General features: G+C 68.0%; 23 protein-coding genes and 2 pseudogenes. 15 read left to right on the forward strand and 10 right to left on the reverse strand.

Features of this window, described 5'->3' with window-relative positions; all coding sequences use genetic code 11:
- Nucleotides 1-99 precede the first annotated feature (99 nt).
- On the forward strand, nt 100-978 hold the full coding sequence (locus ACFYTQ_RS05660) for a TIGR03621 family F420-dependent LLM class oxidoreductase (protein WP_387357463.1): 879 nt from the start codon (nt 100-102) through the stop codon (nt 976-978).
- Nucleotides 979-993: 15 nt separating this feature from the next.
- On the opposite strand, the gene ACFYTQ_RS05665 is transcribed toward ACFYTQ_RS05660, so the two are convergent.
- Complete coding sequence (locus ACFYTQ_RS05665; protein ID WP_387357464.1) at nt 994-1,314, reverse strand: hypothetical protein; 321 nt, start codon at nt 1,312-1,314, stop codon at nt 994-996.
- Nucleotides 1,315-1,557: 243 nt separating this feature from the next.
- Between ACFYTQ_RS05665 and ACFYTQ_RS05670 the strand changes: the two genes are divergently transcribed.
- Both ACFYTQ_RS05670 and ACFYTQ_RS05675 read left to right on the forward strand, forming a co-directional pair.
- Nucleotides 1,558-2,589, forward strand: coding sequence for an aldo/keto reductase (locus ACFYTQ_RS05670; RefSeq protein ID WP_387357465.1), 1,032 nt, complete (start codon nt 1,558-1,560; stop codon nt 2,587-2,589).
- A 23-nt stretch (nt 2,590-2,612) separates the two neighbouring features.
- Nucleotides 2,613-3,317 carry a M50 family metallopeptidase gene (locus tag ACFYTQ_RS05675; protein ID WP_387357467.1) on the forward strand — a complete coding sequence of 235 codons (705 nt, stop codon included), beginning with the start codon at nt 2,613-2,615 and terminating at the stop codon, nt 3,315-3,317.
- 209 nt (nt 3,318-3,526) lie between these two features.
- On the opposite strand, the pseudogene ACFYTQ_RS05680 reads toward ACFYTQ_RS05675, so the two are convergent.
- Nucleotides 3,527-4,159: pseudogene (locus tag ACFYTQ_RS05680) on the reverse strand (hypothetical protein); the annotation flags it as partial.
- 195 nt (nt 4,160-4,354) lie between these two features.
- Here ACFYTQ_RS05680 and ACFYTQ_RS05685 point away from each other — a divergent pair.
- From ACFYTQ_RS05685 to ACFYTQ_RS05695, 3 genes are all read left to right on the forward strand, one after another.
- Entirely contained in the window at nt 4,355-5,878 is a 1,524-nt protein-coding gene (locus ACFYTQ_RS05685) for an FAD-dependent monooxygenase (protein ID WP_387357468.1), read from the forward strand.
- A gap of 158 nt (nt 5,879-6,036) precedes the next feature.
- Nucleotides 6,037-6,393, forward strand: coding sequence for a nuclear transport factor 2 family protein (locus ACFYTQ_RS05690; RefSeq protein WP_387357469.1), 357 nt, complete (start codon nt 6,037-6,039; stop codon nt 6,391-6,393).
- Between the two features lie 123 nt (nt 6,394-6,516).
- Nucleotides 6,517-6,951 (forward strand): DoxX family protein, encoded by a 435-nt coding sequence (locus tag ACFYTQ_RS05695; protein WP_387357470.1) that lies wholly within the window; start codon nt 6,517-6,519, stop codon nt 6,949-6,951.
- 308 nt (nt 6,952-7,259) lie between these two features.
- On the opposite strand, the gene ACFYTQ_RS05700 is transcribed toward ACFYTQ_RS05695, so the two are convergent.
- The 5 genes from ACFYTQ_RS05700 to ACFYTQ_RS05720 form a co-directional block, all read right to left on the reverse strand.
- Nucleotides 7,260-7,706, reverse strand: a complete 447-nt coding sequence (locus ACFYTQ_RS05700; protein ID WP_387357471.1) for an NUDIX hydrolase — start codon at nt 7,704-7,706, stop codon at nt 7,260-7,262.
- Between the two features lie 2 nt (nt 7,707-7,708).
- Nucleotides 7,709-7,978, reverse strand: coding sequence for a hypothetical protein (locus ACFYTQ_RS05705; RefSeq protein ID WP_387357472.1), 270 nt, complete (start codon nt 7,976-7,978; stop codon nt 7,709-7,711).
- Between the two features lie 214 nt (nt 7,979-8,192).
- Nucleotides 8,193-9,083: a helix-turn-helix domain-containing protein gene (locus ACFYTQ_RS05710; RefSeq protein WP_387357473.1), complete on the reverse strand. Its 891-nt coding sequence runs from the start codon at nt 9,081-9,083 to the stop codon at nt 8,193-8,195.
- Nucleotides 9,084-9,117: 34 nt separating this feature from the next.
- Nucleotides 9,118-9,339, reverse strand: a complete 222-nt coding sequence (locus ACFYTQ_RS05715; RefSeq protein WP_387357474.1) for a hypothetical protein — start codon at nt 9,337-9,339, stop codon at nt 9,118-9,120.
- 271 nt (nt 9,340-9,610) lie between these two features.
- On the reverse strand, nt 9,611-9,877 hold the full coding sequence (locus ACFYTQ_RS05720; protein WP_387357475.1) for a hypothetical protein: 267 nt from the start codon (nt 9,875-9,877) through the stop codon (nt 9,611-9,613).
- 191 nt (nt 9,878-10,068) lie between these two features.
- Here ACFYTQ_RS05720 and ACFYTQ_RS05725 point away from each other — a divergent pair, with 191 nt between their 5' ends.
- The 3 genes from ACFYTQ_RS05725 (at nt 10,069) to ACFYTQ_RS05735 (ending at nt 12,175) form a co-directional block, all read left to right on the forward strand.
- Complete coding sequence (locus ACFYTQ_RS05725; protein WP_387357476.1) at nt 10,069-10,701, forward strand: helix-turn-helix domain-containing protein; 633 nt, start codon at nt 10,069-10,071, stop codon at nt 10,699-10,701.
- Nucleotides 10,680-11,009, forward strand: coding sequence for a divalent-cation tolerance protein CutA (cutA, locus tag ACFYTQ_RS05730; RefSeq protein WP_387357477.1), 330 nt, complete (start codon nt 10,680-10,682; stop codon nt 11,007-11,009). Before ACFYTQ_RS05725 ends, cutA begins: the two co-directional genes overlap by 22 nt.
- 203 nt (nt 11,010-11,212) lie before the next feature.
- Nucleotides 11,213-12,175, forward strand: coding sequence for a transcriptional regulator (locus ACFYTQ_RS05735; RefSeq protein WP_387357478.1), 963 nt, complete (start codon nt 11,213-11,215; stop codon nt 12,173-12,175).
- A gap of 13 nt (nt 12,176-12,188) precedes the next feature.
- Here ACFYTQ_RS05735 and ACFYTQ_RS05740 read toward each other — a convergent pair whose 3' ends face one another.
- A complete protein-coding gene (locus ACFYTQ_RS05740; RefSeq protein ID WP_387357479.1) occupies nt 12,189-12,839 on the reverse strand; it encodes an exonuclease domain-containing protein in 651 nt (216 codons plus the stop codon).
- 140 nt (nt 12,840-12,979) lie between these two features.
- On the opposite strand from ACFYTQ_RS05740, the gene ACFYTQ_RS05745 reads away from it, so the two are divergent.
- On the forward strand, nt 12,980-13,804 hold the full coding sequence (locus ACFYTQ_RS05745) for a MarR family transcriptional regulator (RefSeq protein WP_387357480.1): 825 nt from the start codon (nt 12,980-12,982) through the stop codon (nt 13,802-13,804).
- A gap of 36 nt (nt 13,805-13,840) precedes the next feature.
- Here ACFYTQ_RS05745 and ACFYTQ_RS05750 read toward each other — a convergent pair whose 3' ends face one another.
- Entirely contained in the window at nt 13,841-14,365 is a 525-nt protein-coding gene (locus ACFYTQ_RS05750) for a CGNR zinc finger domain-containing protein (RefSeq protein ID WP_387357481.1), read from the reverse strand.
- A gap of 25 nt (nt 14,366-14,390) precedes the next feature.
- On the opposite strand from ACFYTQ_RS05750, the gene ACFYTQ_RS05755 reads away from it, so the two are divergent.
- Complete coding sequence (locus ACFYTQ_RS05755) at nt 14,391-15,797, forward strand: MFS transporter (RefSeq protein ID WP_387357482.1); 1,407 nt, start codon at nt 14,391-14,393, stop codon at nt 15,795-15,797.
- A gap of 181 nt (nt 15,798-15,978) precedes the next feature.
- On the opposite strand, the gene ACFYTQ_RS05760 is transcribed toward ACFYTQ_RS05755, so the two are convergent.
- The gene (locus ACFYTQ_RS05760) at nt 15,979-16,182 is read right to left on the reverse strand and encodes a hypothetical protein (protein ID WP_387357483.1); all 204 of its coding nucleotides are present in this window, start codon (nt 16,180-16,182) and stop codon (nt 15,979-15,981) included.
- A 346-nt stretch (nt 16,183-16,528) separates the two neighbouring features.
- Between ACFYTQ_RS05760 and ACFYTQ_RS05765 the strand changes: the two genes are divergently transcribed.
- From ACFYTQ_RS05765 to ACFYTQ_RS05780, 4 genes and pseudogenes are all read left to right on the forward strand, one after another.
- Nucleotides 16,529-17,944, forward strand: a complete 1,416-nt coding sequence (locus tag ACFYTQ_RS05765; RefSeq protein ID WP_387357484.1) for a condensation domain-containing protein — start codon at nt 16,529-16,531, stop codon at nt 17,942-17,944.
- A complete protein-coding gene (locus ACFYTQ_RS05770) occupies nt 17,944-19,329 on the forward strand; it encodes a condensation domain-containing protein (RefSeq protein ID WP_387357485.1) in 1,386 nt (461 codons plus the stop codon). Before ACFYTQ_RS05765 ends, ACFYTQ_RS05770 begins: the two co-directional genes overlap by 1 nt.
- Nucleotides 19,326-19,658 (forward strand): annotated as a pseudogene (locus ACFYTQ_RS05775) (glycosyltransferase); the annotation flags it as partial. The gene ACFYTQ_RS05770 and the pseudogene ACFYTQ_RS05775, both read left to right, overlap by 4 nt.
- A gap of 618 nt (nt 19,659-20,276) precedes the next feature.
- A complete protein-coding gene (locus ACFYTQ_RS05780) occupies nt 20,277-21,071 on the forward strand; it encodes a glycosyltransferase (protein WP_387357950.1) in 795 nt (264 codons plus the stop codon).
- Nucleotides 21,072-21,078: the final 7 nt, after the last annotated feature.

Consider the following 21,078-nt stretch of genomic DNA (forward strand, 5'->3'; position numbering starts at 1 on the left):
TGCTCATGTCCGGGCGGGCGGATTGCTGGACTTCGGGTGTGTTCGTGTGCACGGGGGATATCGGTGGGCGGGGCGGTCGATCTTTGCTAGACAGAGGGCATGAGCGATGGGTTTCGTTTCGGGGTGAACATGGTGGCGTCCGAGTCGCGGGCGGAGTGGATCGGTAAGTGCCGCAAGGCCGAGGCGCTCGGGTACGACGTGGTGGGGGTGGCCGATCATCTGGGGCTGCCCGCGCCGGTGCCCGCCATGCTGCTCGCCGCCGAGGCCACCGAGCGGGTGCGGCTGAACACCTTCGTGCTCAACGCGCCCTTCTACAATCCGGTCCTGCTGGCGCGGGATGTGGCGACGGTGGATCAGCTCAGTGACGGCCGGGTCGAGCTCGGGCTGGGTGCGGGGTACGTGCGGGCCGAATTCGAGGCGGCGGGCATTCCGTTCCCGAGCCCGGGGCAGCGGGTCGACGCGGTCGCCGCGACCGTGACCACGCTGAAGCGGCTGTTCGCCGATCCCGAGTACCGGCCTCGTCCGGCGCAGGCGGGCGGGCCAACCCTGCTCATCGCGGGCGCGGGCAACCGGTTGCTGCGGGTGGCGGCCGAACACGCCGATGTCGTGGCGTTCACCGGCGGCGGCACCACCGACTCCGGCAAGGTCGTGCTGGCCGGGCCGAAGGCGTTCGCCGAACGCATCGACTACGTGCGCGGGCTGCTCGAGAACCGTTCGGACACACCGGAATTCAACATCCTCATCCAGGCGGTCGAGCCCGCGTCGGCGCGTGCGGAGCTGGCCGAGAGCATCGCCTCGAATCTCGCCGAGGACAACGCCGAACCCCTCGAGGAGTTCCCCACCCTGCTCATCGGCAGCCCCGCCGACATGGCGGAACGGCTGCGGGAACGCCGTGAGCGGTACGGGATCGGCTATATCACCGTGCTGGAACACAATATGGACAAGTTCGCGCCGGTCATCGAGCTGTTGAAGAGTTGACGCCTCCGGCGGGGATCACTTGTTGAAGAAGATCCCCGCCACGTCCGCGTTCTTGATCGGTGTGTCCACGTTCCGCTGCGTGCCGCACAGGAAGTCGACCGCCACCAATGTCGCGTCGACCGTCGTGCCCGGCGGCTCGTGGTCGTCCTTCGTCTGCTGCTTGACGAATTTGGTGACCGTCATCCGCTTGGTGTCCTGATCCTGCTTCACATACTCACTGCACGGCGTGTCCCCACCCTTGTTGAGCGCCTGCTTCACATCCGTGCACCCGCCGAGCAACCCCGCCCCGACGGCCAGAGCGGCAACGGTCACAACGGGCCAGCGGCCGATCCTCATCGAACGGTCTCCTCGCACATCCTCGGCCGGGCCGATCCCGGCATATCGTGCGGTTAGCCTACGGTTTCGGTGGGGGAACCGGGTAACGCGCGCGGGGTGGCTCGAGGGTTTGCGCGCGGGCGCCAGGTAACGCGCGCGGGCGCTCCGGACGGGTTCATCTATCAGATGAGGAAATCGAGCGTGCCTGAGCGGCCCGGGAAACCGAGATCGGATCGCGCCGCACGGCCCGTTAAGGTCGTGGGCATGCAGTACGCAACGCTGGGTAACACCGGGCTCGTCGTGTCGCGACTCGCGTTCGGGGCCATGACGTTCACCGCGGGGAACAGGGACATCGGGGCGGTGTACAAGGTGGGGGCGGAGTTGGCGAGCGAGCTGGTGGAGCGCTCGCTCGCGGCGGGGGTGAACTTCTTCGACACCGCGGACGGGTACGCGGGCGGGGAGTCGGAAACCCTACTGGGACAGGCACTTCGGCCGCACCGCGACGACGTGGTGATCGCGACGAAGGTCGGTTTCCGCACCGGCGACCCCATCACCCGCTCGGGTTTGTCGCGGCGGCACATCCTCTGGTCGATCGACGCCAGCCTGCGGCGGCTGGGCACCGACTGGGTCGACGTGTACATCGTCCACCGCGAGGATCCGTTCACCCCGCTGGAGGAGACCCTCGCGGCGCTGGACGAGGTGGTCCGCTCGGGACGCGCACGCTACCTGGGCTTCTCGAACTGGTCGGCGTGGAAGGTGGCCGCCGCCATGGAGATTCAGCGCGCCAACGGCTGGGCCCCGTTCACCCACGGCCAGATGAACTACTCCCTCGTCGGCCGCGACATCGAACGCGACGTGCTCCCCATGATGGCCCGCTACGGCCTCGGCCTGACCGTCTGGAGCCCGCTGGCCAGCGGCTTCCTCTCCGGAAAGTACACCCGCGAGGCGCTGCGCGACCCGGACAACCGCCTGGCGGGCTTCGACATCCTGCAATTCGACAAGGAACAGGGCTTCGCCCTCGTCGACCGCATGCGCGCGATCGCCGACAACCACACGGCGACCGTCGCCCAGGTGGCCATCGCGTGGCTGCTCGCCAAGGACGCGGTCACCAGCGTCCTGCTCGGCGCGACCAAACTGCCGCAACTCGACGACACCCTCGGCGCGGCCGAGCTGACCCTGACCGCCGACGAGATCGCCGACCTCGACGCCGCGATGCCGCCCGCCCCGGTCTACCCGAACTGGTACATCGAGAACTTCCAGGACCAGGACACCACGACCGCCCTGACGCGGAAATGACTGCGGCGCAAACGGTTTCGTCGGTGACCGACAAACTGACCCTGGTCTCGCCGCAGCCGCCGCCGTGGGTGATCCTCGCGACGGCCGCGGCCGCGCTCGTCGCGGTGGGCTTCCCGCCGGTGTGGCGGGTGCTGCGCACGGTGGTGACGATCGCGCACGAACTCGGGCACGCGGTGGTCGCGGTGGCGACGGGCCGCACCCTGAGCAGCATCCGCCTGCACTCCGACACCTCCGGCGTGACGATCTCGCGCGGAAAGCCCTACGGCCTCGGCATGATCCTCACGACCATGGCCGGGTATCCCGCGCCCTCGGCCCTGGGCCTGGGCTGCGCGGCGCTGCTGGCCGCGGGCCGCCTGACGCTCATGCTGTGGCTGGTGACGGCGGCGCTGATCGTGCTGTTGCTGTTGGTGCGCAACCTTTTCGGGCTGCTGTCCGTATTGTGTTCGGGCGCAATTGTCTTCGCCGTGTCGTGGTACGGCGACGAGGTGTGGCAGGGCGTGTTCGGCTACGCGGTCGCCTGGTTCCTGCTGTTCGGCGGGCTGCGCACGATCGTCGAACTCCAGCGGATGCACATGCGCGGCGACGGGTCCGACGCCGATCAGCTGGCCTACCTCACCAAACTGCCCGGCGTGCTGTGGGTGCTGGTGTTCGCGGCGGCGTCGCTGGCGGCGGTGGTGTTCGGTGGCAGGCTGATGCTGGGCTGGCCGCCGGATCTCACCGTGTCCTGACCGGCGTAGGCGCGCCACGCCTGCGCCTCGCTCCAATTGCCTTGGCGCACCAGCACTTCCGCGAGCCCGGCCATGGCGCGCACGTCCCCGCTGTCGGCGGCGGCGCGCCACCAGCGTTCGGCCTCGAACAGGTCGCCGCGGCGGAAGCTGACCACCCCGAGGTCGTAGGCCGCGCCCGGATGCCCGAAATCCGCGGCCTGGGTCCACAGCACGCACGCCTGCTCGAGGTCGCCGCGCCCGTGCAGGGCCACCCCGAGGTCGTAGAGCGCGCCGCGGTAGCGGGTCTCGTCGGTCGGGGCCGCGGCGGTGGCGACCTCCACGACCAGTTCGGCGAAGTCCGGCGCGCCCACCCCGGAACTGCATCGCAGCACCGGCCTGCCCCGCGGGGTGTGGTCGACGAGCATGCCGTAGTTGCCGGTCCAGGATTCGGTGACGCCCCCGGCGTCCATCCACACCGGTGTCAGGGTGAACGCGGCGTCGGGTCCGGCGGGATGCAGCGCGAGGTCGATGCCCGAGGCCATGGCGTCGGACCACACGTCGACCCCGCGCAGCCGCCGATCCCCCAGGGCCACATGCCCGCCCAGCACCGACAGCCCGATGCCGAGCCCCAGCAGTCCGGCCGGTGGGGCCGAAGCGCGCAGGCGCAGGGTCACGACGACCGGGTCCGGCCCCAGCGGTTCGCTGTAGAGCGGATACACCGAGTGGTCGCGCCATCGGATCGGACCCGCGTCGGCGTACCGCTCGGCGAGCGGCATCCACGCGTCGTCCTGCTCGCCGTACGGGGACGGCCCGGTCATTCGTGCCCGCCTTTCGCCGCAGCTGTCGGGAAGGATTTCGGCCATACGGTAGTACTCGGGACGCGGAAAAATCACCGAACCACCGGGTATTTACCAGCGGGCACGGAACATAAACGCGCGGTTCCGATTTCGCCGACCGATTTGCACCCGATGCCGGATTGCAGTCGCTGTCGCGGGCATACCAGCGCGGCGCAAGATATGTGCAAGGCGTGTGCAACCGGCAATCGGCACGGTCGGGACATGACCGAGAATTTCGATGTGGTGGTGGCCGGGGCCGGGCCGGTGGGCCTGATGCTGGCGTGCGAACTGCGCTTGGCCGGGGCGCGCGTGCTGGTGGTCGAGCGGTTGGCCGAACCGGACCCGACCCTCAAGGCCGGGGCGATCAATGTGCCGACGGCGCAGGCGTTCTATCGACGCGGTCTGCTGCCGCGGCTCGAGCATTTCCATCGGACGGCCGTCGAGCGGATCACCGCCGCGGGCCAGGCCGTGCCCGCCCCGCTCGTCCGGGGAAACAAGGGACCCGCCGGACATTTCGCCGGAATCTTCCTCGATATGAGTCTCTTTCCCGACGACGAGGAGGAATTCGACACCGCCGGTCCGATCGGCGAGGCGTGGTTCGTGAATCAGCAGGGAATCGAGACCATTCTCGGCGAATGGGCCGAGGAATTGGGCGTGCCGGTCCGGCGCGGGGTCGAGCTGACCGGATTCACCGATGACAGCGACTGCGTGACGATCTGGCTGGGGGACACCGTGATTCGCGCGGGCTGGCTCGTGGGGTGCGACGGCGGGCGCAGCACCGTGCGCAAGCTCGCGGGGTTCGAGTTCCCCGGGGTGGATCCGCTCATCACCGGGCATCAGGCCGTCGTCGAGATGACCGGGGCGGAGGAGTTGCCGCGCGGCTGGCACAGTACGGACAAAGGGATCTTCGCGTACGGGCCGACGCCGGGGAGGTTCCTGACGGTCGAGGTGGACGGGCCGCCCGCCGATCGGAACGCGCCGATCACCGCCGCGGAGTTGGAGGCGAGTCTGCGCGAGGTGTCCGGGGTGCCGGTGCGGATCACGGCGGTGCACTCGGCGACGCGGTTCACCGACAACACGCGGCAGGCGACGGACTACCGGCGCGGGCGCGTGCTGCTGGCCGGGGACGCGGCGCACGTCCATTCGCCGTTCGGCGGGCAGGGGTTGAATCTGGGGATCGGGGACGCGGTGAACCTGGGGTGGAAGCTGGGCGCGGTCGTGGGCGGGTGGGCGCCGCCGGATCTGCTGGATTCGTATACGGCGGAACGGCATCCGATCGGGGAGTGGGTTCTGGAATGGACCCGTGCCCAGGTCGCGATCATGCGGCCCGACCCGCACAGCCGGGCCATGCGGCGGGTGACGGAGGAGTTGCTCGCGACGCCGGACGGTGCGTCGCTGGTGCGGAAGAAGGTCGCCGGGGTACTGCATCGGTACGACTTCGGTGCGGGGGATGTGTTGCTCGGTAGGCCGGTTCCGGATGTGGGGCTCGCGGATGGTAGCCGGACGAATGAGCACTTCGTGGACGGGAAGGGGGTTCTGTTCGATTTCGGCGACTCCGAGGCTGTGCGTGAGGCGGCGGCTCCTTGGTCGGATCGTGTTCGTGTCTCGAGCGTCAAAGCTGCTCAGCCGCATCGTCTTTCGGGCATTTTGGCGCGGCCTGACGGGATCGTGGCGTGGGCCACCGAAGCTTCGGATCCCTCAGGTCTCGTTCCTGCCTTGCGACGGTGGTTCGGGCGGGAGGTGTAGTCCTCGGATGAAGTGTTGATCGCTGCCTTCGAGGTGTGCGGCAACCCAGCCGCACCCTTTATTTGGATTCGCACCCGTTGTAAGGCCCTGCAAGCGGTGCGGATCCGAAGAAAGGGTGCGGCTGGGCTGGTGCGATACAAGATCGGGATAATGGGGGTGTGGATGCTCGTGCGCACGCTGATGCCTGGTTGGCGGCTTGGAACGCTCATGATCTCGACGCGATCATGGGGTGTTATGCCGATGATGTGGACTTCAGTGCGTCCACGGTGGTGCGGCGGTGGGGGAAGCCGGATGGGCGGCTGCGGGGAAAGACCGAGTTGCGCAAGCACTTCGAGTTGGGGTTGCGGCTGGCGCCGGAGTTGGCGTTCGTGGAGGAGGCGCTGCTGACCAATCCGGGCGGGTACGCGCTGCTCTATCGGCGGGAGAACGGGAACCGGGTGCTGGATGTCGTGGAGCTGGACGGGGACGGTCGCGCCGCTCGCGTCCGGGCGTTCTACGAGCAGCAGCAGCGGTAGTCCGGGCGGCGGGAAGCGGCCGGCGGAAAGAATTTTCGCGGGAGCGATGAGTTCTCGCGGGAACCGCCGTCGTATCAGGTGAGCGCGCTACCGACCAGCGCGACCGACCTGAAGGAAAGAACAATGACCGCCATCGCCGCCACCGCCACGTCCGCCGCCGTCCGCCCGGGCAAGGTCCGCAACCGCGTCCTGTGGGGACTCCAGATCGTCCTAGGCCTCTTCTTCGTCTTCGCCTCGGGAATGCCGAAGGTGCTCAACATGGTTCCCGAGGAGAACATGGCCGCCATGCGCGAGGCCGGTATCGGCTCGGTGTGGTTCCTGTACTTCGTCGGCATCTGCGAGATCGCGGGCGGCATCGGCCTGCTCGTCCCGCGGCTGACCGGCGCGGCCGCCGTCGGCCTGTCCGTCCTGACCTTCCTGGCGGCGGTCTTCAACGTGTTCCTGATGGACATGCCCGCCTACGCGCCCTTCCCGCTGGTGCTGTCGGTGGTGTTCGCCTGGATCGCCTACGAGCGTCGCGGCAGCATCGTCGCGCTGCGGTCGCTGGTCACCCGGTGACGACGACGCTGTAGATCCGAGACGATCGGCAGGCTTCGGCCCGCCGATCGTTTTCGGCGTTGTGCGGCAAGGGCGTTCAGGTCGGTCGCCCTTGCTGGATTGGTGCCGCTCGTCGGCCGCGGGCCATGCTCGTGCATCTGTGTGAAGACCGACGAAGCCGCTATTCGATGCTGACCATGACGCGCAGAGCGAGCTCAGCCGCGGGCACCATTTCGTTTCACTGCATCGCTTGGCAATAGCTGGGCATATGTCCCGAGTCGGTCCCCGGCGGGCTCACCTGTGCCCTGCCGGGGACCGACTCGCGGCATTCAGCCGAAAACAGTGCTGTACTTGGCGAGCACATCTTTCACCGCGTCGGTAACCGGGAGCTCGTCGGTGACGTCTGTCCAGATGTAGGCATCGTGCTCGGTGAGCGTGACCGGCTCGGGAGCGGCGACGTCGACCACGAAATTGAACTGTCGGCTCGGCTTCCCCGAACCACTTTCGTAGTCGAAACTCCCCAGGTACTCGCCGATGTTCTTCACTCGCAGTCCGGTTTCCTCGGTCACTTCACGGATCAGGGCAGAGTCCAGCGTTTCCCCGGATTCGACTTTGCCGCTGGGCAGCTCGAAAATGCCGCCCATGAAGTCATCCTTCGGACGCTGGAGCAGCAGCACCCTGCCGCTGTCGTGCACAACAGCGCCGACGACGAGCTGTTGTATTCCGTCCACTTCGGCGGCGGAGGTGAGCCCAGTCAACAGCGAGTGAGACACCATGATCAGTTCATCCCTTCATCGGTTTGTAGGTCGCGGTAGCGATCGGAGACCTTGCGGAACGCGTCGATGTAGCTGTCTACCAACGGCATATCCTCCTCGCGGTGCCAGACGGGAAGTTTCAGAGTGGCGGCGTGAAGGGCTTCAGCGTTCGGGAACTCGCCGGGAACATACGTCAGCGTCGGCGCGTGGGCCGGTAACGGTGATTCGGGGCGGGGACATTGGAACAGGTCCAGCGGGCACGGTGACGCCGGCCAGCCCGCGGAGCTGGTCACCCAGATACCGAGCGACTCTGGCCCGCCCGTCGAGGTAGCTGCCGAGGTTCGCGAGTTGGTCTAGTGGACCATCGCCCCGACACGATGGTCGCGCTTGCGCTCACTGGTCACCCGGTGACGACTCGCTAGATTCGAGACGATCGGCAGGTTTCGGCCTGCCGATCGTTCAGCGTTGTGCGGCAAGGGTGTTCAGGTCGGTTCGCCCTTGCGTCCGCTACGCGGTGTCTTCGGACAATGCCAAAATGACTGTCCGGGAATCGTTTTCGTTCAAGGCGGTGCGCTTCAGCTCGGCGATCGTCTCCTTGTAGCAGGCGACCTCCTCGGAGCGTTCGAGATAGAGGTTCCCGACGTGTTCCTCGATGTAGACGATCGGCGGTTCGGTGAGTCGGGTTTGGGTGAGGAGTGGGAATTCGAGCAGGGAGAACGAGCCGACCAGCGCGCCGATACGACTACCCGAGTTGAAGGGCATCACGCGGATCGAGACGTTCGGGCGCTGGCCGATCTCGGCGAGGTGCTTGCGCTGTTCGGCCATGACGGTCGGGCCGCCCCACTCCTCGCGAATTGCCGCCTCCGACAGGAAGATCTCGATGGAGAAGCCCGGGTCATCAAGGTGGCGTTGCTGTTTGGTGGTCTCCTCGATGTAGTTCTCGATCCGGTCGCCGGGCAGGTTGGGGAATCTCGTCCACGCCATGGCGCGGACGTAGTCGGGGGTTCGGACGATGGCGGGGAGGAGGATGACCGACCATGCGGTGAGTTGCGTTGCGGCGGCGTCCAATACGGTGCGGGGGTCGAGATCGTCGGGGCCGCGGTCGAGGTGGGGGCGCCACCAGCCGCCGCCGTATCTGGCGACGGTGCGGGCTTCGCGGGCGAGGGCGAGGATCGTGCGGCGGTTTTCGTCGGAGACGCCGTAGCGGTCGCAGAGGGTGTTCATGTAGAGGTCGCTGGCGGAGCGGACGGAGACGCCCTCCTCCAGGCGGCCCATGGTCTGGGGTGAGATGCCCAGTACGCTGGCCGCGCGGGCTTGGCTGATCTCGGCCTTTTTTCGGAACTCGGTCAGCTGGCGACCCAGAGTTCGTCGGGCGAGAGTCGAACCTACGGAACGCATTTCATTGTCCTCGCTTTCTCGTTGATTACATCTACTATTCGGAGTGCTTTTCGATCTTGCGAAATGAGCCTTCGCAGAGGCGGTTATCGGTGTTCTTGTGGTCCAGGAAGATGACGATTCCCTGGGGATGCCATATGCGCGCCTCGGTTCCGCAATCGGGACAGCGGAGATAGAGCCGGGAGAGGTCCGTGCCGGCTGGAACCTCATAGGGGGCGCGGTTGTTGGTCAGGAAGTAGGGTTGTTCTTTCACGTACATCGCCGATCTCTTTGGGAGCTGGCAACTTTGGAAGTTCAGCAGTCCTGCGGCGCAACGACTTTCGTTGACTGGTCGTGGCCTTCGTGAAGGCAGAGTGACGTGTTGTCACCCCCACACGTCTATGCGTTGTCGACCTGAGGACAGTTCCGTAGAGCGAACGCAACGCGTTCCAGAAGCTCGACCGCAGGCGTATCGAGCGGAATAACTTGCGAGATGAGATGGGGCCTCGCGATTCGCTGCGGCAGAGGCTGATCGGTGGTGATTCTCGAGGTCACAGTGGTGCCGTTTTCTTCGAAGGTTTGTAGGTAGCCCAAAATTCGTGTCGGATCGCATCCCACAGGTCGGTCAAGCGCGGGAATCGTTCGCGGGCCTCCGCGAGGTCCGGCTGATCCAGGAGGATCAGAGGGTCGGACTTAGGCGGACGCATCACCGACAGGATTCGAATTTTGGTGCCCGTCAACTCCCATCTGGCACTGGTTCCATCGGCAATGACGGTGTGGTGAAACGACTTTCGTTCGGATACCTCTTCCGCAGACATGCAAGCCTCCGTTCTTCCGAGGGGGTGGGTAGGTGCTCGGCCCGGGAACCGGGGATGTTCGACCGTCCCGGCCGGAGCGCCGAACCCATCATGCACCGCCTAGACGAATATGTCTAGATAGACTGTGAAGTCTGAGGCAGGTGCGTGGGTATGCTCTGCCTCGACGGATCGAGGTAGGAGGAGTGATTGCGGTGAGCGCGACGGGCGACATCATCCGCAAGCGGAGAGCGGCGAAGAAGCTCTCGCAGACCGCGTTGGCCGAGTTGATCGGCGAAGATCAGAAGACGGTTTCGAGGTATGAGACGGGCGAATCGGAGCCGTCCTTGAGCGCGGCGATCCGGCTCGCCGACGCGCTGGACCTGTCGATTCGAGAGCTGGCGGGGCTGAGTCCGAGAGGGCTCGATCTGTCCGGCGAGTGGTGGGCGTCCTGGCAGACGTGGGGTGAGACCGGGGAGCGCGTGGACACGCACGAGATGCATGTGGTTCAGGACGGATCGTTCCTTCAATTGGACGGCGCCCGCGCCCGGCCGGTGACCGAAGGGTCGTATGCGTGGGTGGGTGAGATGAAGCTCTGGGATAACGAGGGGTTGATGGGCTGGTATGTCGCTCAGGACGGTGGTGTCAGGAGCAAGGGCGCGCTCTACTTCGCACTGCATCCGCACGGCCAGATGATGGCCGGAAGCTGGGTCGGGCAGTCCTACGCCGGGCTCATCGTCCGTGGCTGGGGTGCGATCGCTCGGGAGCGCAGCGCGTCGGAGGAACTGTGCCACTCGTTGATGCGGACTGAGGGAAACTTGTCGGCATGGCCGAACCTGCACTCGTAGACGTGACGATTTCCGGGCCGAGCATCGATGTGCTCGCGCGGCTGACGCGCAAGATCGTGGATGAACGACTTGCCGCCTGCGGCAACATCATTCCGTCCATTCGCAGCATCTACCGCTGGGACGGCGAGGTGCAGGATGATGCCGAGGCGTTGGTGATTCTGCATACCCGTCTGGATCTCGTCCCGGCGATCATCGCCCTGGCGGATGCGGAGCATCCCGACGACACGCCGCAGGTGATCGCGGTGCCGGTGGCCGATATGCATCCGGGTTATCGGCAGTGGGTGGTGGATTCCACGACGGCACGGTGACCGAGGCAGATTCCGGGCAGCGCGTCTTGGGTTCGGGCTCGTCGGTGTGCGTGCATCCTGGGACCATGCACATCGGCACCCTCATCCGCGAACTGCGGTCGGCTCGGGGATGGTCGCGAGGTCGGCTCGGTGATGAGCTCTCCGGGCAGGCGGGGCGAGCGGTCGGGCGGGAATGCGTTGCGGGACTGTGGGAGTCGGGCGATGTGACGCCCTCGCTGTTCTGGCTACGGCATCTGGTAGCTGTCCTGGAGGTGCCGCTCGTTGTGCGGGAGGCCGGTGTGGACCGTGGGCGACTTCTCTCCCATTCCGCGGCGATTGCGCCGATGGTCTCGTCCGATCTGCTCGGCGGAGGCTTCGCAGGGCGTCTCCGAGGGCCATCGGACGACGAGTGGGCGGATACGCTGAATGCGTACGGGGCCGCCTACATGGTGCTCAGCGCTGCCGACATTCGGCATCGAATTGCGTTGGAGCTGGCTGTGATTCAGCAGCAGCGCGGCGAGCCCCGCATGTGGGGTCACGCGGCACGCTTGATGACGTTGTATGCCAAGACATTCCCCGGTAACGACGGTTCCAAGGCCGTCACCTGGTACCGAATGGCGGCCAAGGCGGCGGATCGGTCCGAGGATCTGGAGACTCGGGTGTGGGTTCGGGGACGGGCCGCGATCGCGCTCGGCTACGAGGGGGCCTCCCTGCCGATCGCGCGGATGTTCGCGGAACAGGCGCTGGCGCTTGATGATTCGCCATCGCTCGGGCGAGTGAACGCTATCTACGGGAAGGCGCACGCGGCGGCGATTATGGGGGACATCGACACGGCGCGGGCGCTCGATCTCGATGGGCGGCGGGTGTTCGACGTGGTTGGGTCCGGGGATTCGGAGGCGTCCGATTACGCGGTGCCGTATTGGCGGCTGGGGGTGTTCAGGTCGTTGCTGCGCGCTCGGCTCGGGGACGAGGCGACGGCGGTGGAAGCCCAGGACGAGGCGCGGCGGTGGTTGCCGCCGACATTGCCTCGGTTCGCGACGCATCTCGAGATGCATCGGGGGTTGATGCTGGTGCGGGCGGGGGATCGCGGTGGGGGTATCGCTTATGCGCAGTCGGCGCTCGACGCGCTGCCGCCGGAGAAGCATTCGCTCACGCTGCGGATGCTCATGGACGAGATCTCTGGATGATGGTCCTCCGGATCTATTGGGCGGGAAGCGGTTTCGATAACCACAGTCCCGCTTCCGGTTCGTGCGCTGGCTTGAATTCCGGTGTCGCTGCGGCGGTGACCAACGCGGTCCAATCGACTCCGCTGTCGGTGAGGAGCCGCACCAGCAGTTGCCAGGCGGCCCAGGAGTCGTAGGCGGCGCGATGGTAGCCGTGCGCGCCCATGGCAGTGGTGTCGAGCCGCGCGTGCTGGATGAGTTTGTCCAGGCCGTAGCCGTCCATGCCGGGCCATACCTTCTTGGCCAGACGCAGAGTGTCCAGGACCAGTGGCGGAGCCCAGTCCGGCAGTTGTCTGCTGAGGACGCTCTGTTCGACTTTCGCGTTGTGGGCCACCATGATTCGACCGTCCAGTGCGAGTCGGATATCCGATGCGACCTGGTCCCAGGTGGGCGCGTCGGCGACGTCGCGGTCGCGGATGCCGTGCACCTTGCGGGTGACGATCGGCGAGATCGGCTGCTGCGGGCGGATCAGCCACGAGCGCATGTCCTGCGGGTGCACCACGGTGTCGGTGACCGGGAGGATCGCGATCTCGATGATCTCCGGCGGGTTGTGTCCATTTCCCTCCACGTCGACGACGGCGAGCCGCTGACCGTGCAAGGCAGCGGGCACATCGGCGGGTGCGGTCATCACGTCTCCTCGGTGGGCCAGCCGGTTCGCCACATCGTGGACCTGGTAGCCGGGGCTCGGTAACTATCCACGGTCTCCCGACGAGTTTGCCCCGCCAACGACGTCTACCTCACCAACACCCCCCCACAAGGAGCCCCCCGATGCCGCACCCACAGACCAAAATCCACCGCATGTTCGAGCTCATCGAGCCGATCGCCACGGTCACCTTCTCCCAAGTCGTGGATGACTCATTCCTGGCCGTCGGAATGCGCAACTACTGGGACGGCTACTTCGCGGGCCGGGCCGCGCCGCTCGGGGCGGCACCGGCGGAGGTGGTGCACGCGGTCTTCTACAACTTCGCCGAAGGCGAAGTGGCGCGGCACATTCCGTGGGTGTGGGGCAAGATCAGCCAGCGGGAGGCGATCGCGGTGCGGGAGCGGGCCAGTGCCGACGCGTTGCGGCAGAGGATGGGGGAGCTTGCCGAGTCTGCCGATCTGGTGCGGGTTGCCGAGCTCGCCACCCGGGCGGCGGTGAGTGCGCCGACCGAGGGGCGGGCGTTGTATGCGGGGCTTCGGGCGCTCGATGTGCCTGAGGAGCCGGTGGCCGGGCTCTGGCATGCGGCGACGTTGCTGCGGGAGCATCGGGGGGACGGGCACAATGCCGTGCTCACCGTGTATGGCATCGGGGGTACCGAGGCTCATGTGCTCATGGCGCTCGCGCTGGGGATGCGGGCGGAAAAATTCGGACGAGTCCAGCATCTGCCCGAGGCGCGGCTGGCCGCTGTCGTGGACGGGCTGCGCGGCCGTGGTCTCGTGGACGACGCGGGCGGATTCACCGAGGCCGGTCGGCGGTTCAAACAGCGGATCGAGGAGCTCACCGACGAGGCGGCGGCACCGGCCTACGACGTGCTCGACGCGGAGGAGCTCGACGAACTGATCGCGGGGCTCGAACCGATCGCCGCCGCGGTGGAGACCGCCGGACACTGAATACACCGAACCCGTTGGACCGCAACGGTTTCGAACCTACCGCGTGCGAGTCGCCGTGCGATACCGCCGAACCGCGTCCCGGTTGGCGCACGGGTGCGTGCAATACCGTTGTGTCCCAGGCCGACTGAAGTCGACGAAGGCGTTGGCGCAGTCCTCGGCCGCGCAGCGGTGGAGGCGGTGCATGCCGCGGTCGGTGAGGTATTGGGCCGCGGCGGCGCTGGTGGCTCCGGCGAGGGTGGCGCCGAAACCGGCCTCGGGGTCGCGGTAGTGCAGGTGCCAGCCGCTGCCGTCGTGGTCGGTGATGGAGGGGCCGACGGTGAAACGCGTGAGCATCGCGTTGAGGATGTCGACGCGCTCGGTTTCGGTGCTGGCGTCGACGGCTCGGCGCAAGCCGTCCAGGAAGTGGTCGACCTCGCGCAGGTCGGCGGCGGTGGTCGGGTGCTGCGCGGGCAGCCCGTGGGCGGTCCAGTGGTCCTCCAGCTCCGCGGGCGTGGACACCGGCCGATTGAGCAGGTCGATGGCGTTGCGCAGCAGCGGCTCGATGTAAGGGTTTACGCGCACAAGCTGATTACATCAGCGTGGAAGTATGTTGCCAAGTCCTTCCGCCGCACCGGCATACGAATCGGCCCCGCCGCGCGCCGCCGCCCGGGGTCCGTTGATCGCCTGTAGCCTGGCGACCTTCCTGCTGCTCGTCTACACCAGCATCGTGACGGTCAGCGTCCCGGTCATCGTCGCCGACCTGGGCGCGAATTTCGCTGTGTCGCAATGGATCATCGACGTCTACACGCTGGTGCTGGCCGCTCTGGTCCTGGGCCTCGGGACGCTGGGGGACCGCTGGGGGCATCGGCGGTTGTTCCTCGTCGGGCTGGGGGTCTTCGCGGCGGCGTCGGTGGCGTGCGCCGTGGCCCCGTCCGGTGGGCTGCTCGTCGCCGCGCGTGCGGTGCAGGGGCTGGGTGGGGCCGCGATCTTCGCCACCGCGGTGCCGCTGCTGACGCGCTGCTACAGCGGTCGGGGCCGCGCGATCGCGTTCGCGGTGTGGGGCGCGGTCGCGGGCGTGGGCAGCACCGCGGGCACCATCGCGGGCGGGGCGGTGACCGAATTCGTCAGTTGGCGTTGGCTTTTCGTCGGGGCGCTGCCGTTCTGTCTGATCGCCCTCGTCGTCGGGGCGGTGTCGCTGCCTCGGACCCCGACCGGGGGAGCGCCCGTCGACTGGTGGGGCACGGCGCTGATCACGACCGCCATGACGGGTCTGACGTTCGGGGCGATCAACGCCGGAGAGGCGGGGTGGTCCTCGCCTGGCACGGTGCTGGGTGTCGTGGCGAGCGTGGTGGCGGTGGGTCTGTTCGTGCCCGTGCAACGCCGGGTCGCGCATCCGATACTGCCCGCGAGCCTGTTCGGGACGCGGGGGTTCGCGGCCGTGTTGATCACCGGATTCTGTTACTACTTCGGGGCTTTCGCCGCGTTGCCCGTCTTGTCGCGGTGGCTGCAAGCCGGTCAGGGTATGCGGCCGTTGCAGGCGGCGCTCGTGCTCACCGTGCAGTTGCTCGCGTTCATCGTCGTGTCGCTGCTGTTCAGTGCGCGATTGCACGAGGTCTCGCGGGGGTGGGTGCTGGGCGGGGGGACGGTGTTGATCGGGCTGGCGTGTCTCAGTGGTGTCGCGCTCGCGCTGTGGCCCAGCTGGATCGCTCTGATCGTCGCGCTCGTCGGCACCGGCGTCGGGGCGGGGGTCGTGTCTCCGGTGCTGCCCGCGATCGCCGCGACGTCGGCGCCGGTCAGTCGTGCGGGAACGGCGGCCGCTGCCGCCAATGCGATTCGTCAGCTCGGGCTCACGATCGGTATCGCCATCTGCGGTGCGGTCGCCCAAAAGCCTTCGGGGGCAGGGAATTCCGTCGGCGGTGTGGTGGCGGCCCTGCTCGTGTGCGGCTGTGTCGCGTTGTTCGGCGGGATGCTCGGGGGTCGCCTGCTGCGTGGTGGGGCTCGCCAGGGTCGCTGACCGTCCGGCGGGGCGCTTCGGCTTCGACGCCCCGCCTGGATGTGCCGAATGCGTTGTGCCGCTTGCTGTTCCAGCTCGTCTGTGGTGCGACCCCGGTCATCGAGTCGCGCGGACGCCCAGGGCCGGGGCGGGGCGTCGGTCGTTGTGTGCGGATGTGGGTCTCCCGGTGTCGGCCCGACGGTCAGTCGTCGGATGCCGTGCGCCCGCCGACGAAGCGGGCCAGAGCCGGGTCGTCGGAGACGATCCGGTCCACCTCCTCGCCGCCCGTGCACTGATACAGCCCGATGGTGAGGGTGCCGCCACGGCTGCCGAGGACTCGCCAGATCGCGCCGCTGTCCTCCCAGCGTCGCAGTGCCGCCACGGCCGTCGAATCGGGATCGGTCACAGGAACTCCTCGGACGAAACTGGACAAATCGTGCGGTCTGCTTTTTCTCGTCATGATTTTATCCAACCTCCGACCGGGCCGTGAAAAGTGGCGTTCACATTCGCTTCACATTGCCGAAAGATGTTTCCGGCCGGAAGTACTGTGACGGCGAACACGCTGGTAACCGGGTTTACGCTGTCGTACAGTGAACGCGACGCTACCGGGTTCTCGAGGTTGCCAGGCTCTCCTTCTCGAAACCGCGTCCGCACCACCGGTCACCGCTGATCCCACTCCCCGACACCATATTTCAGCGTTAATCCTCGCGCGTTCGAATTCTCGTGCGCGCAGGCATGTCCGATGAGGGAAAATGGAATACACGATCCTTTCGCATTTCGACATCCGACCCGGAACGCTCACGCTGTGGCGCGCGGTTCGAGCGCCCGGCACCGAGTGGACGACCGACGCGCGGCCGCTGACGTGCGCGCACGAGCGGTACCACCGACATTTCGACGCCACCGATCCGCGGCCGGGACGCGGGCGGTGGATCGGCACGATCTTCGAGATGGACGCGCCGTTCGACGCCCGCGCGGTCCGCGACCTGGTGTGGGCGTGGCACGCGCGGCACGAGGGTCTGCGCACGACCGTCGCGCCCGGCCCCGAGCCGAGCCGGTTGACCTGCGAGGCATTGGATGTGGACGTCGTGCACGAGCGGGTGCCGGGCGTCGAATCCTCGACCGCGCTCAACGACTACCTGTGCGACGCGCTCGAGCAGCGCCTGTCGCCGCTGGTGTGGCCGCACGTGCTGATCGCCACGGTCGAACACCGCGCGAACGGGGATTTCACCGTGCTCGTCGCCGCCGACCATTCGGTCATGGACGCCTACAGTCAGGTGCTCATCGTCACCGAGTTGCGCACCCTCTACCGCGCGCTGCTCGACGGGACGGGGCTGCCGCACGCGGACACCTTCGCCAGCCCCGCCGACTACGCCGCGGTCGAGCGGCAGGCCGCGGCCGCGCTGACCGAACAATGCGCTGCGACCGAGGTGTGGCGGGCGTTCCTGTCGTCGGCCGAGGGCCGGTTTCCGCGCTTCGCGTCGTCGGTCGCGGCGGTCGATGCCGCGGAAGGCCAAGCGCAGACCAGTGTTTCGCGATGGTTGCTGACCGATGCCGAGAGCGCGGCGGCCGAGCGGGCGGCGGCGGAACGGGGCCATCGGGCCACGACGACGATCTTCGCGGCGCTGGCCCTGGCGTCGTGCAGACTGACCGGCGCGCCCGAATTCCGCACGATCATGCCGGTGGCCACGCGCCCGCACCGGCGGTGGGCCGAGTCGATGGGGTGGTTCGTCAATATCGTGCCGCTGGCGATTCCGGTCGCCGCCGATGCCACCTATCCGGACGCACTCGCCGCCGCGGACGCGGCGCTGCGGTCGGCGAAGGCGGCCACCCTGGCACCCGCCGAACGCATCCTCGACCTGCTCGACGTGGACGATCGCCCGCGATTCGCGGTGTCGTACGTGGACATTCGGCGGCTGCCCGACCACGAGCTCATCACCGGTCTGCGCGGGCGCGCGTTGCGGGCGGACTCGTATTCCGGGGACGAGGTCTATTTCTGGGTGGTGCGGGCGGCGGAGGGGCTGAATGTCTCCGCGCGGTTCCCGGCCGCCTACCCGGCGGCGGTGGTGCAGCGGTTCATCGACGAATTCACCGCGATACTGCGGGAATTCGGCGCGGCGACCACGCCGGAGCCGACGCTACGGGTCATGTCCGGGCAAGGTGCGGCGTGATGCGCACCGGAGGTCTGGACGAGTCGCTGCGGGTGTGCGCGCGGCCGATCGTGGTGCGGCCGACGACGGGTCGAGCGGTCGCCTCTCCGGTGCCGCCGTCGTTCCTGCAACTCGATCATCTGCGGGCCGCGGCGGACGGTGACGCGCCGTATCTCGGTGTGGTGAGCCATGTTTCGGGGTCGTTGGACACCGCGGCGCTGATCGAGGCGGTGGCCGGATTCGTGCGGGCCCACGACGGTCTGCGGACGCGGTTCGAGCCGTCCGGGGACGGGTTCATTCGGCAGGTCGTCGATCCGGAGACGGTCGAGTTCGTCGCCGACGCACTGGACGGCGCGAGTACGGAGGCGCTGCGGGAGTGGTTCGAGGCGGCGGTGTCGCCGTTCGCGTGGCCGGTGGCCTTCGCGGCGGTGCCGGTGGACGCGGGCTTCGACCTGGTGTTCGTCGCCGATCACGCGGTGAGCGACGGGATGTCGCAGGCGCTGGCGGCCCGCGAGCTGACCGAGCGGTACCGCGCGGCGGTGGCGGGACGCGAACCGGTCTGGCCCGCGCCGAGCGGATCCAATGCCGACTACGCGGCGTGCGAGCACGACCGGGCCACCGACGCGCTGGCCGACGAGCTGTTCCCGTACTGGGACCGGGCGTTGGCCGAGACGGGCTATCGGCTGCCGGTGTCGGCGGTGGATCCGGGCCTCGCGCCGGGGGAGCGGTATCGGCGGCGGGTCCGCAGCCGGACCCTGCTCGACGGGGACGCGGCGCGGAATTTCGATGCGGCGCTTGCCGATTCGGGGACGTCGCTGTCGGCGGCGTTGTTCGGCGCGCTCGCGCTCACCGACTACGAGCTGACCGGACGGGACCGGTACTGGACCCTCGATGTGGTTTCGACTCGGTTCGGGGAGCGGTTCGCGACCGGTCAGGGCTGGTACTGCAACTTCGTGCCCGTGTCGTTCGGGTTGGGGGAGTCGCCGGACTTCGTGAGCGTGGCGCCCGCGGCCCGCGCCGCGTTGGATCGGGCGCGGTTGATGGCGCGGTTGCCCGTGCACGGGGCGCTCACCCGGGTGGTGGCGGCGGGGAAGGGCGGCGAATTGGTCACGCGGGAGCCGAGTTTCGTGACGCTCCTGGATTTGCGGCGGGCCTCGGCCGGGGAGGAGCCGGGCGCCGATACGCGGATCTTCACCGCCGACGGGACCACCTCGACCGTGTCGATCTGGTTGGGGCGCAATGACTCCGAGTACTTCGTCAGCATCGGTGCGCCCGATATCGCGGCGGTGTGGGAGCGGCTCACCGGATACGCCGAGCGGCTGGCCGCCACGCTGGTCGAGATCGCGGCGACGGGCAATTATCGACCGGTCCGGGCGCACGGCGTGGAAGGGAGGGCGCGCGTATGAGGGCGCTGCTGGCCTTCGGAGGAAGTCGTGGGGACGCTCAGCCAGGAGTGTTGCTGGCGCGCGAACTCGCCGGGCGGGGACACGAGGTGATCTTGGCGGTGTCGCCGAATCTGGTGTCGTTCGCGGGTGAATTCGGTGTCGCCGCAGTACCTTTCGGGTTGGACACCGATGAGCTGCTGCGCGCCCAGTTGGGGCGGCGCGGCGGTGGGCTGCGGGCGTTGCGGGAGGTGAACCGGCAGGGCTTCGCCGAGGCGGCGAGGGATCTGCTGCCGCTCGCGGCGGGGGTCGATGTGGTGGTCGGTGCCATGGCCAACGAAGAGGTCGCGGCGGGGGTGGCGGCTCGCGTGGGGGCTCGGTTCGCGGCCGTGCATTACTTCCCGATTCGGGCCAGTCGGTCGGTGCCGATCGTGCCCGCCGCGTGGGGGGAGTGGGTGCCCGGGGTGGTGAATCGACTCGGGTGGCGGGCGCTGGCTCGGGCTCGGGCGTGGGCTGTCGCACCTGATGTGCGGGAACTGCGGGCTGGTGGCCCAACTCGGGCGAGGGCGGTCGCGCCCGATGCGGGCGAGTTGCGGGCTGGAGGGGGCGCTCGGGCATGGGCGGTCGCCCCAGGTGTGCGAGAGCTGCGGGCTGGTGAGGGCGCTCGGCCGTGGACGGACTCGTCCGATGTGCCGGAATTGCGGGCTGGAGGGGACGTTCGGGAGTGGGCGGTCGCGCCCGGTGGGCGGGAATTGCGGGTTGGCAGTTGCCAATCGGGGGACGCTGGCATCGAGGGGGGTGAATCGAATCAGGGAATCGCTCTGGGGCGAGGCGCAGCTGTTCCCGTGTCGGGACCTCGCCGCGCTGAGGAACCTCGCCCCGTTGAGGGGCCTCGAAGCGCTGAGAGAGGAAACGTGAGGGGAAGCGGACCATTGGTCGGGCGGATGTGGACGCGCGGGGGAATCGCCCGAGTGAGCGTGATCGGTCGGTGGTCGCGGATAGGCGATCCGTCAGAGGAAGCGGGTGGTCGGTCGGCCGAAAGTGCCTCGGCGGGAGACGATTACGGGTCCGAGGGCGCGCGGATCGCCATCCAGGCGTACGACGAGCGACTGTTCGGCGGATTGAGCGCGGAGTGGGGAGAGGACCGGCCGTTCGTGGGGTTTCTCGTTCCGAAAGCCGCTGCTGGGCAGGTTGATAAGGAGCTGTCGGCGTGGCTCGCGGCTGGGGACGCGCCGGTGTACGCCGGATTCGGGTCCATGCCGGTCGGGGAGGTGGACGCGACGCTCGAGCTGATGCGGAACGCATGCCGTCGGGTGGGGCGGAGGTTGTTGTACGTGAGTGGGTCGCGCGGGGTGGAACCTCGTTTGACCGAGGAGTTGGCGGTGGTGCGTGGTGTCGACCACGCCGCCGTGTTGCCGCGGTGTGCCGTCGCGATCCATCACGGCGGCGCGGGGACGACTGCCGCGGCGCTGCGGGCGGGGATTCCGTCGGTGGTGTGCTCGTTCCTGGCCGATCAGCCGTACTGGGGGCAGCGGGTGCGGGTGCTGGGAGTCGGTGTGGCGGTGCCGTTTTCGCGGTTGACGGAGGCGCGGCTGGTTCGAATGCTGGACCTGGCGCTGAGTGAGTCCGTGACGCGCCGGGCGGCGACCTTCGCGACGGGGTTTCGCGCGGATGGCGTCGAGCGGGCCGCCGATGCGGTGGAGGCGCTGGAATCCGGCCGGTTCCGAGCGGTGCGGTTCGAGGTGGAGGCGGGGTGGAGGTCGTGACCGAAAC

Source organism: Nocardia sp. NPDC004068 (assembly GCF_042874315.1).
Taxonomy (GTDB): Bacteria; Actinomycetota; Actinomycetes; order Mycobacteriales; family Mycobacteriaceae; genus Nocardia.

What these genes read in the sequence shown, in the direction of transcription:
- ACFYTQ_RS05660 (WP_387357463.1), top strand. Translation starts at nt 100, where the DNA reads ATGAGCGATGGGTTTCGTTTCGGGGTGAACATGGTGGCGTCCGAGTCG.
- ACFYTQ_RS05665 (WP_387357464.1), bottom strand. Translation starts at nt 1,314, where the DNA reads ATGAGGATCGGCCGCTGGCCCGTTGTGACCGTTGCCGCTCTGGCCGTC.
- ACFYTQ_RS05670 (WP_387357465.1), top strand. Translation starts at nt 1,558, where the DNA reads ATGCAGTACGCAACGCTGGGTAACACCGGGCTCGTCGTGTCGCGACTC.
- ACFYTQ_RS05685 (WP_387357468.1), top strand. Translation starts at nt 4,355, where the DNA reads ATGACCGAGAATTTCGATGTGGTGGTGGCCGGGGCCGGGCCGGTGGGC.
- ACFYTQ_RS05695 (WP_387357470.1), top strand. Translation starts at nt 6,517, where the DNA reads ATGACCGCCATCGCCGCCACCGCCACGTCCGCCGCCGTCCGCCCGGGC.
- ACFYTQ_RS05700 (WP_387357471.1), bottom strand. Translation starts at nt 7,706, where the DNA reads ATGGTGTCTCACTCGCTGTTGACTGGGCTCACCTCCGCCGCCGAAGTG.
- ACFYTQ_RS05710 (WP_387357473.1), bottom strand. Translation starts at nt 9,083, where the DNA reads ATGCGTTCCGTAGGTTCGACTCTCGCCCGACGAACTCTGGGTCGCCAG.
- ACFYTQ_RS05715 (WP_387357474.1), bottom strand. Translation starts at nt 9,339, where the DNA reads ATGTACGTGAAAGAACAACCCTACTTCCTGACCAACAACCGCGCCCCC.
- ACFYTQ_RS05720 (WP_387357475.1), bottom strand. Translation starts at nt 9,877, where the DNA reads ATGTCTGCGGAAGAGGTATCCGAACGAAAGTCGTTTCACCACACCGTC.
- cutA (WP_387357477.1), top strand. Translation starts at nt 10,680, where the DNA reads ATGGCCGAACCTGCACTCGTAGACGTGACGATTTCCGGGCCGAGCATC.
- ACFYTQ_RS05740 (WP_387357479.1), bottom strand. Translation starts at nt 12,839, where the DNA reads ATGACCGCACCCGCCGATGTGCCCGCTGCCTTGCACGGTCAGCGGCTC.
- ACFYTQ_RS05745 (WP_387357480.1), top strand. Translation starts at nt 12,980, where the DNA reads ATGCCGCACCCACAGACCAAAATCCACCGCATGTTCGAGCTCATCGAG.
- ACFYTQ_RS05755 (WP_387357482.1), top strand. Translation starts at nt 14,391, where the DNA reads ATGTTGCCAAGTCCTTCCGCCGCACCGGCATACGAATCGGCCCCGCCG.
- ACFYTQ_RS05765 (WP_387357484.1), top strand. Translation starts at nt 16,529, where the DNA reads ATGGAATACACGATCCTTTCGCATTTCGACATCCGACCCGGAACGCTC.
- ACFYTQ_RS05770 (WP_387357485.1), top strand. Translation starts at nt 17,944, where the DNA reads ATGCGCACCGGAGGTCTGGACGAGTCGCTGCGGGTGTGCGCGCGGCCG.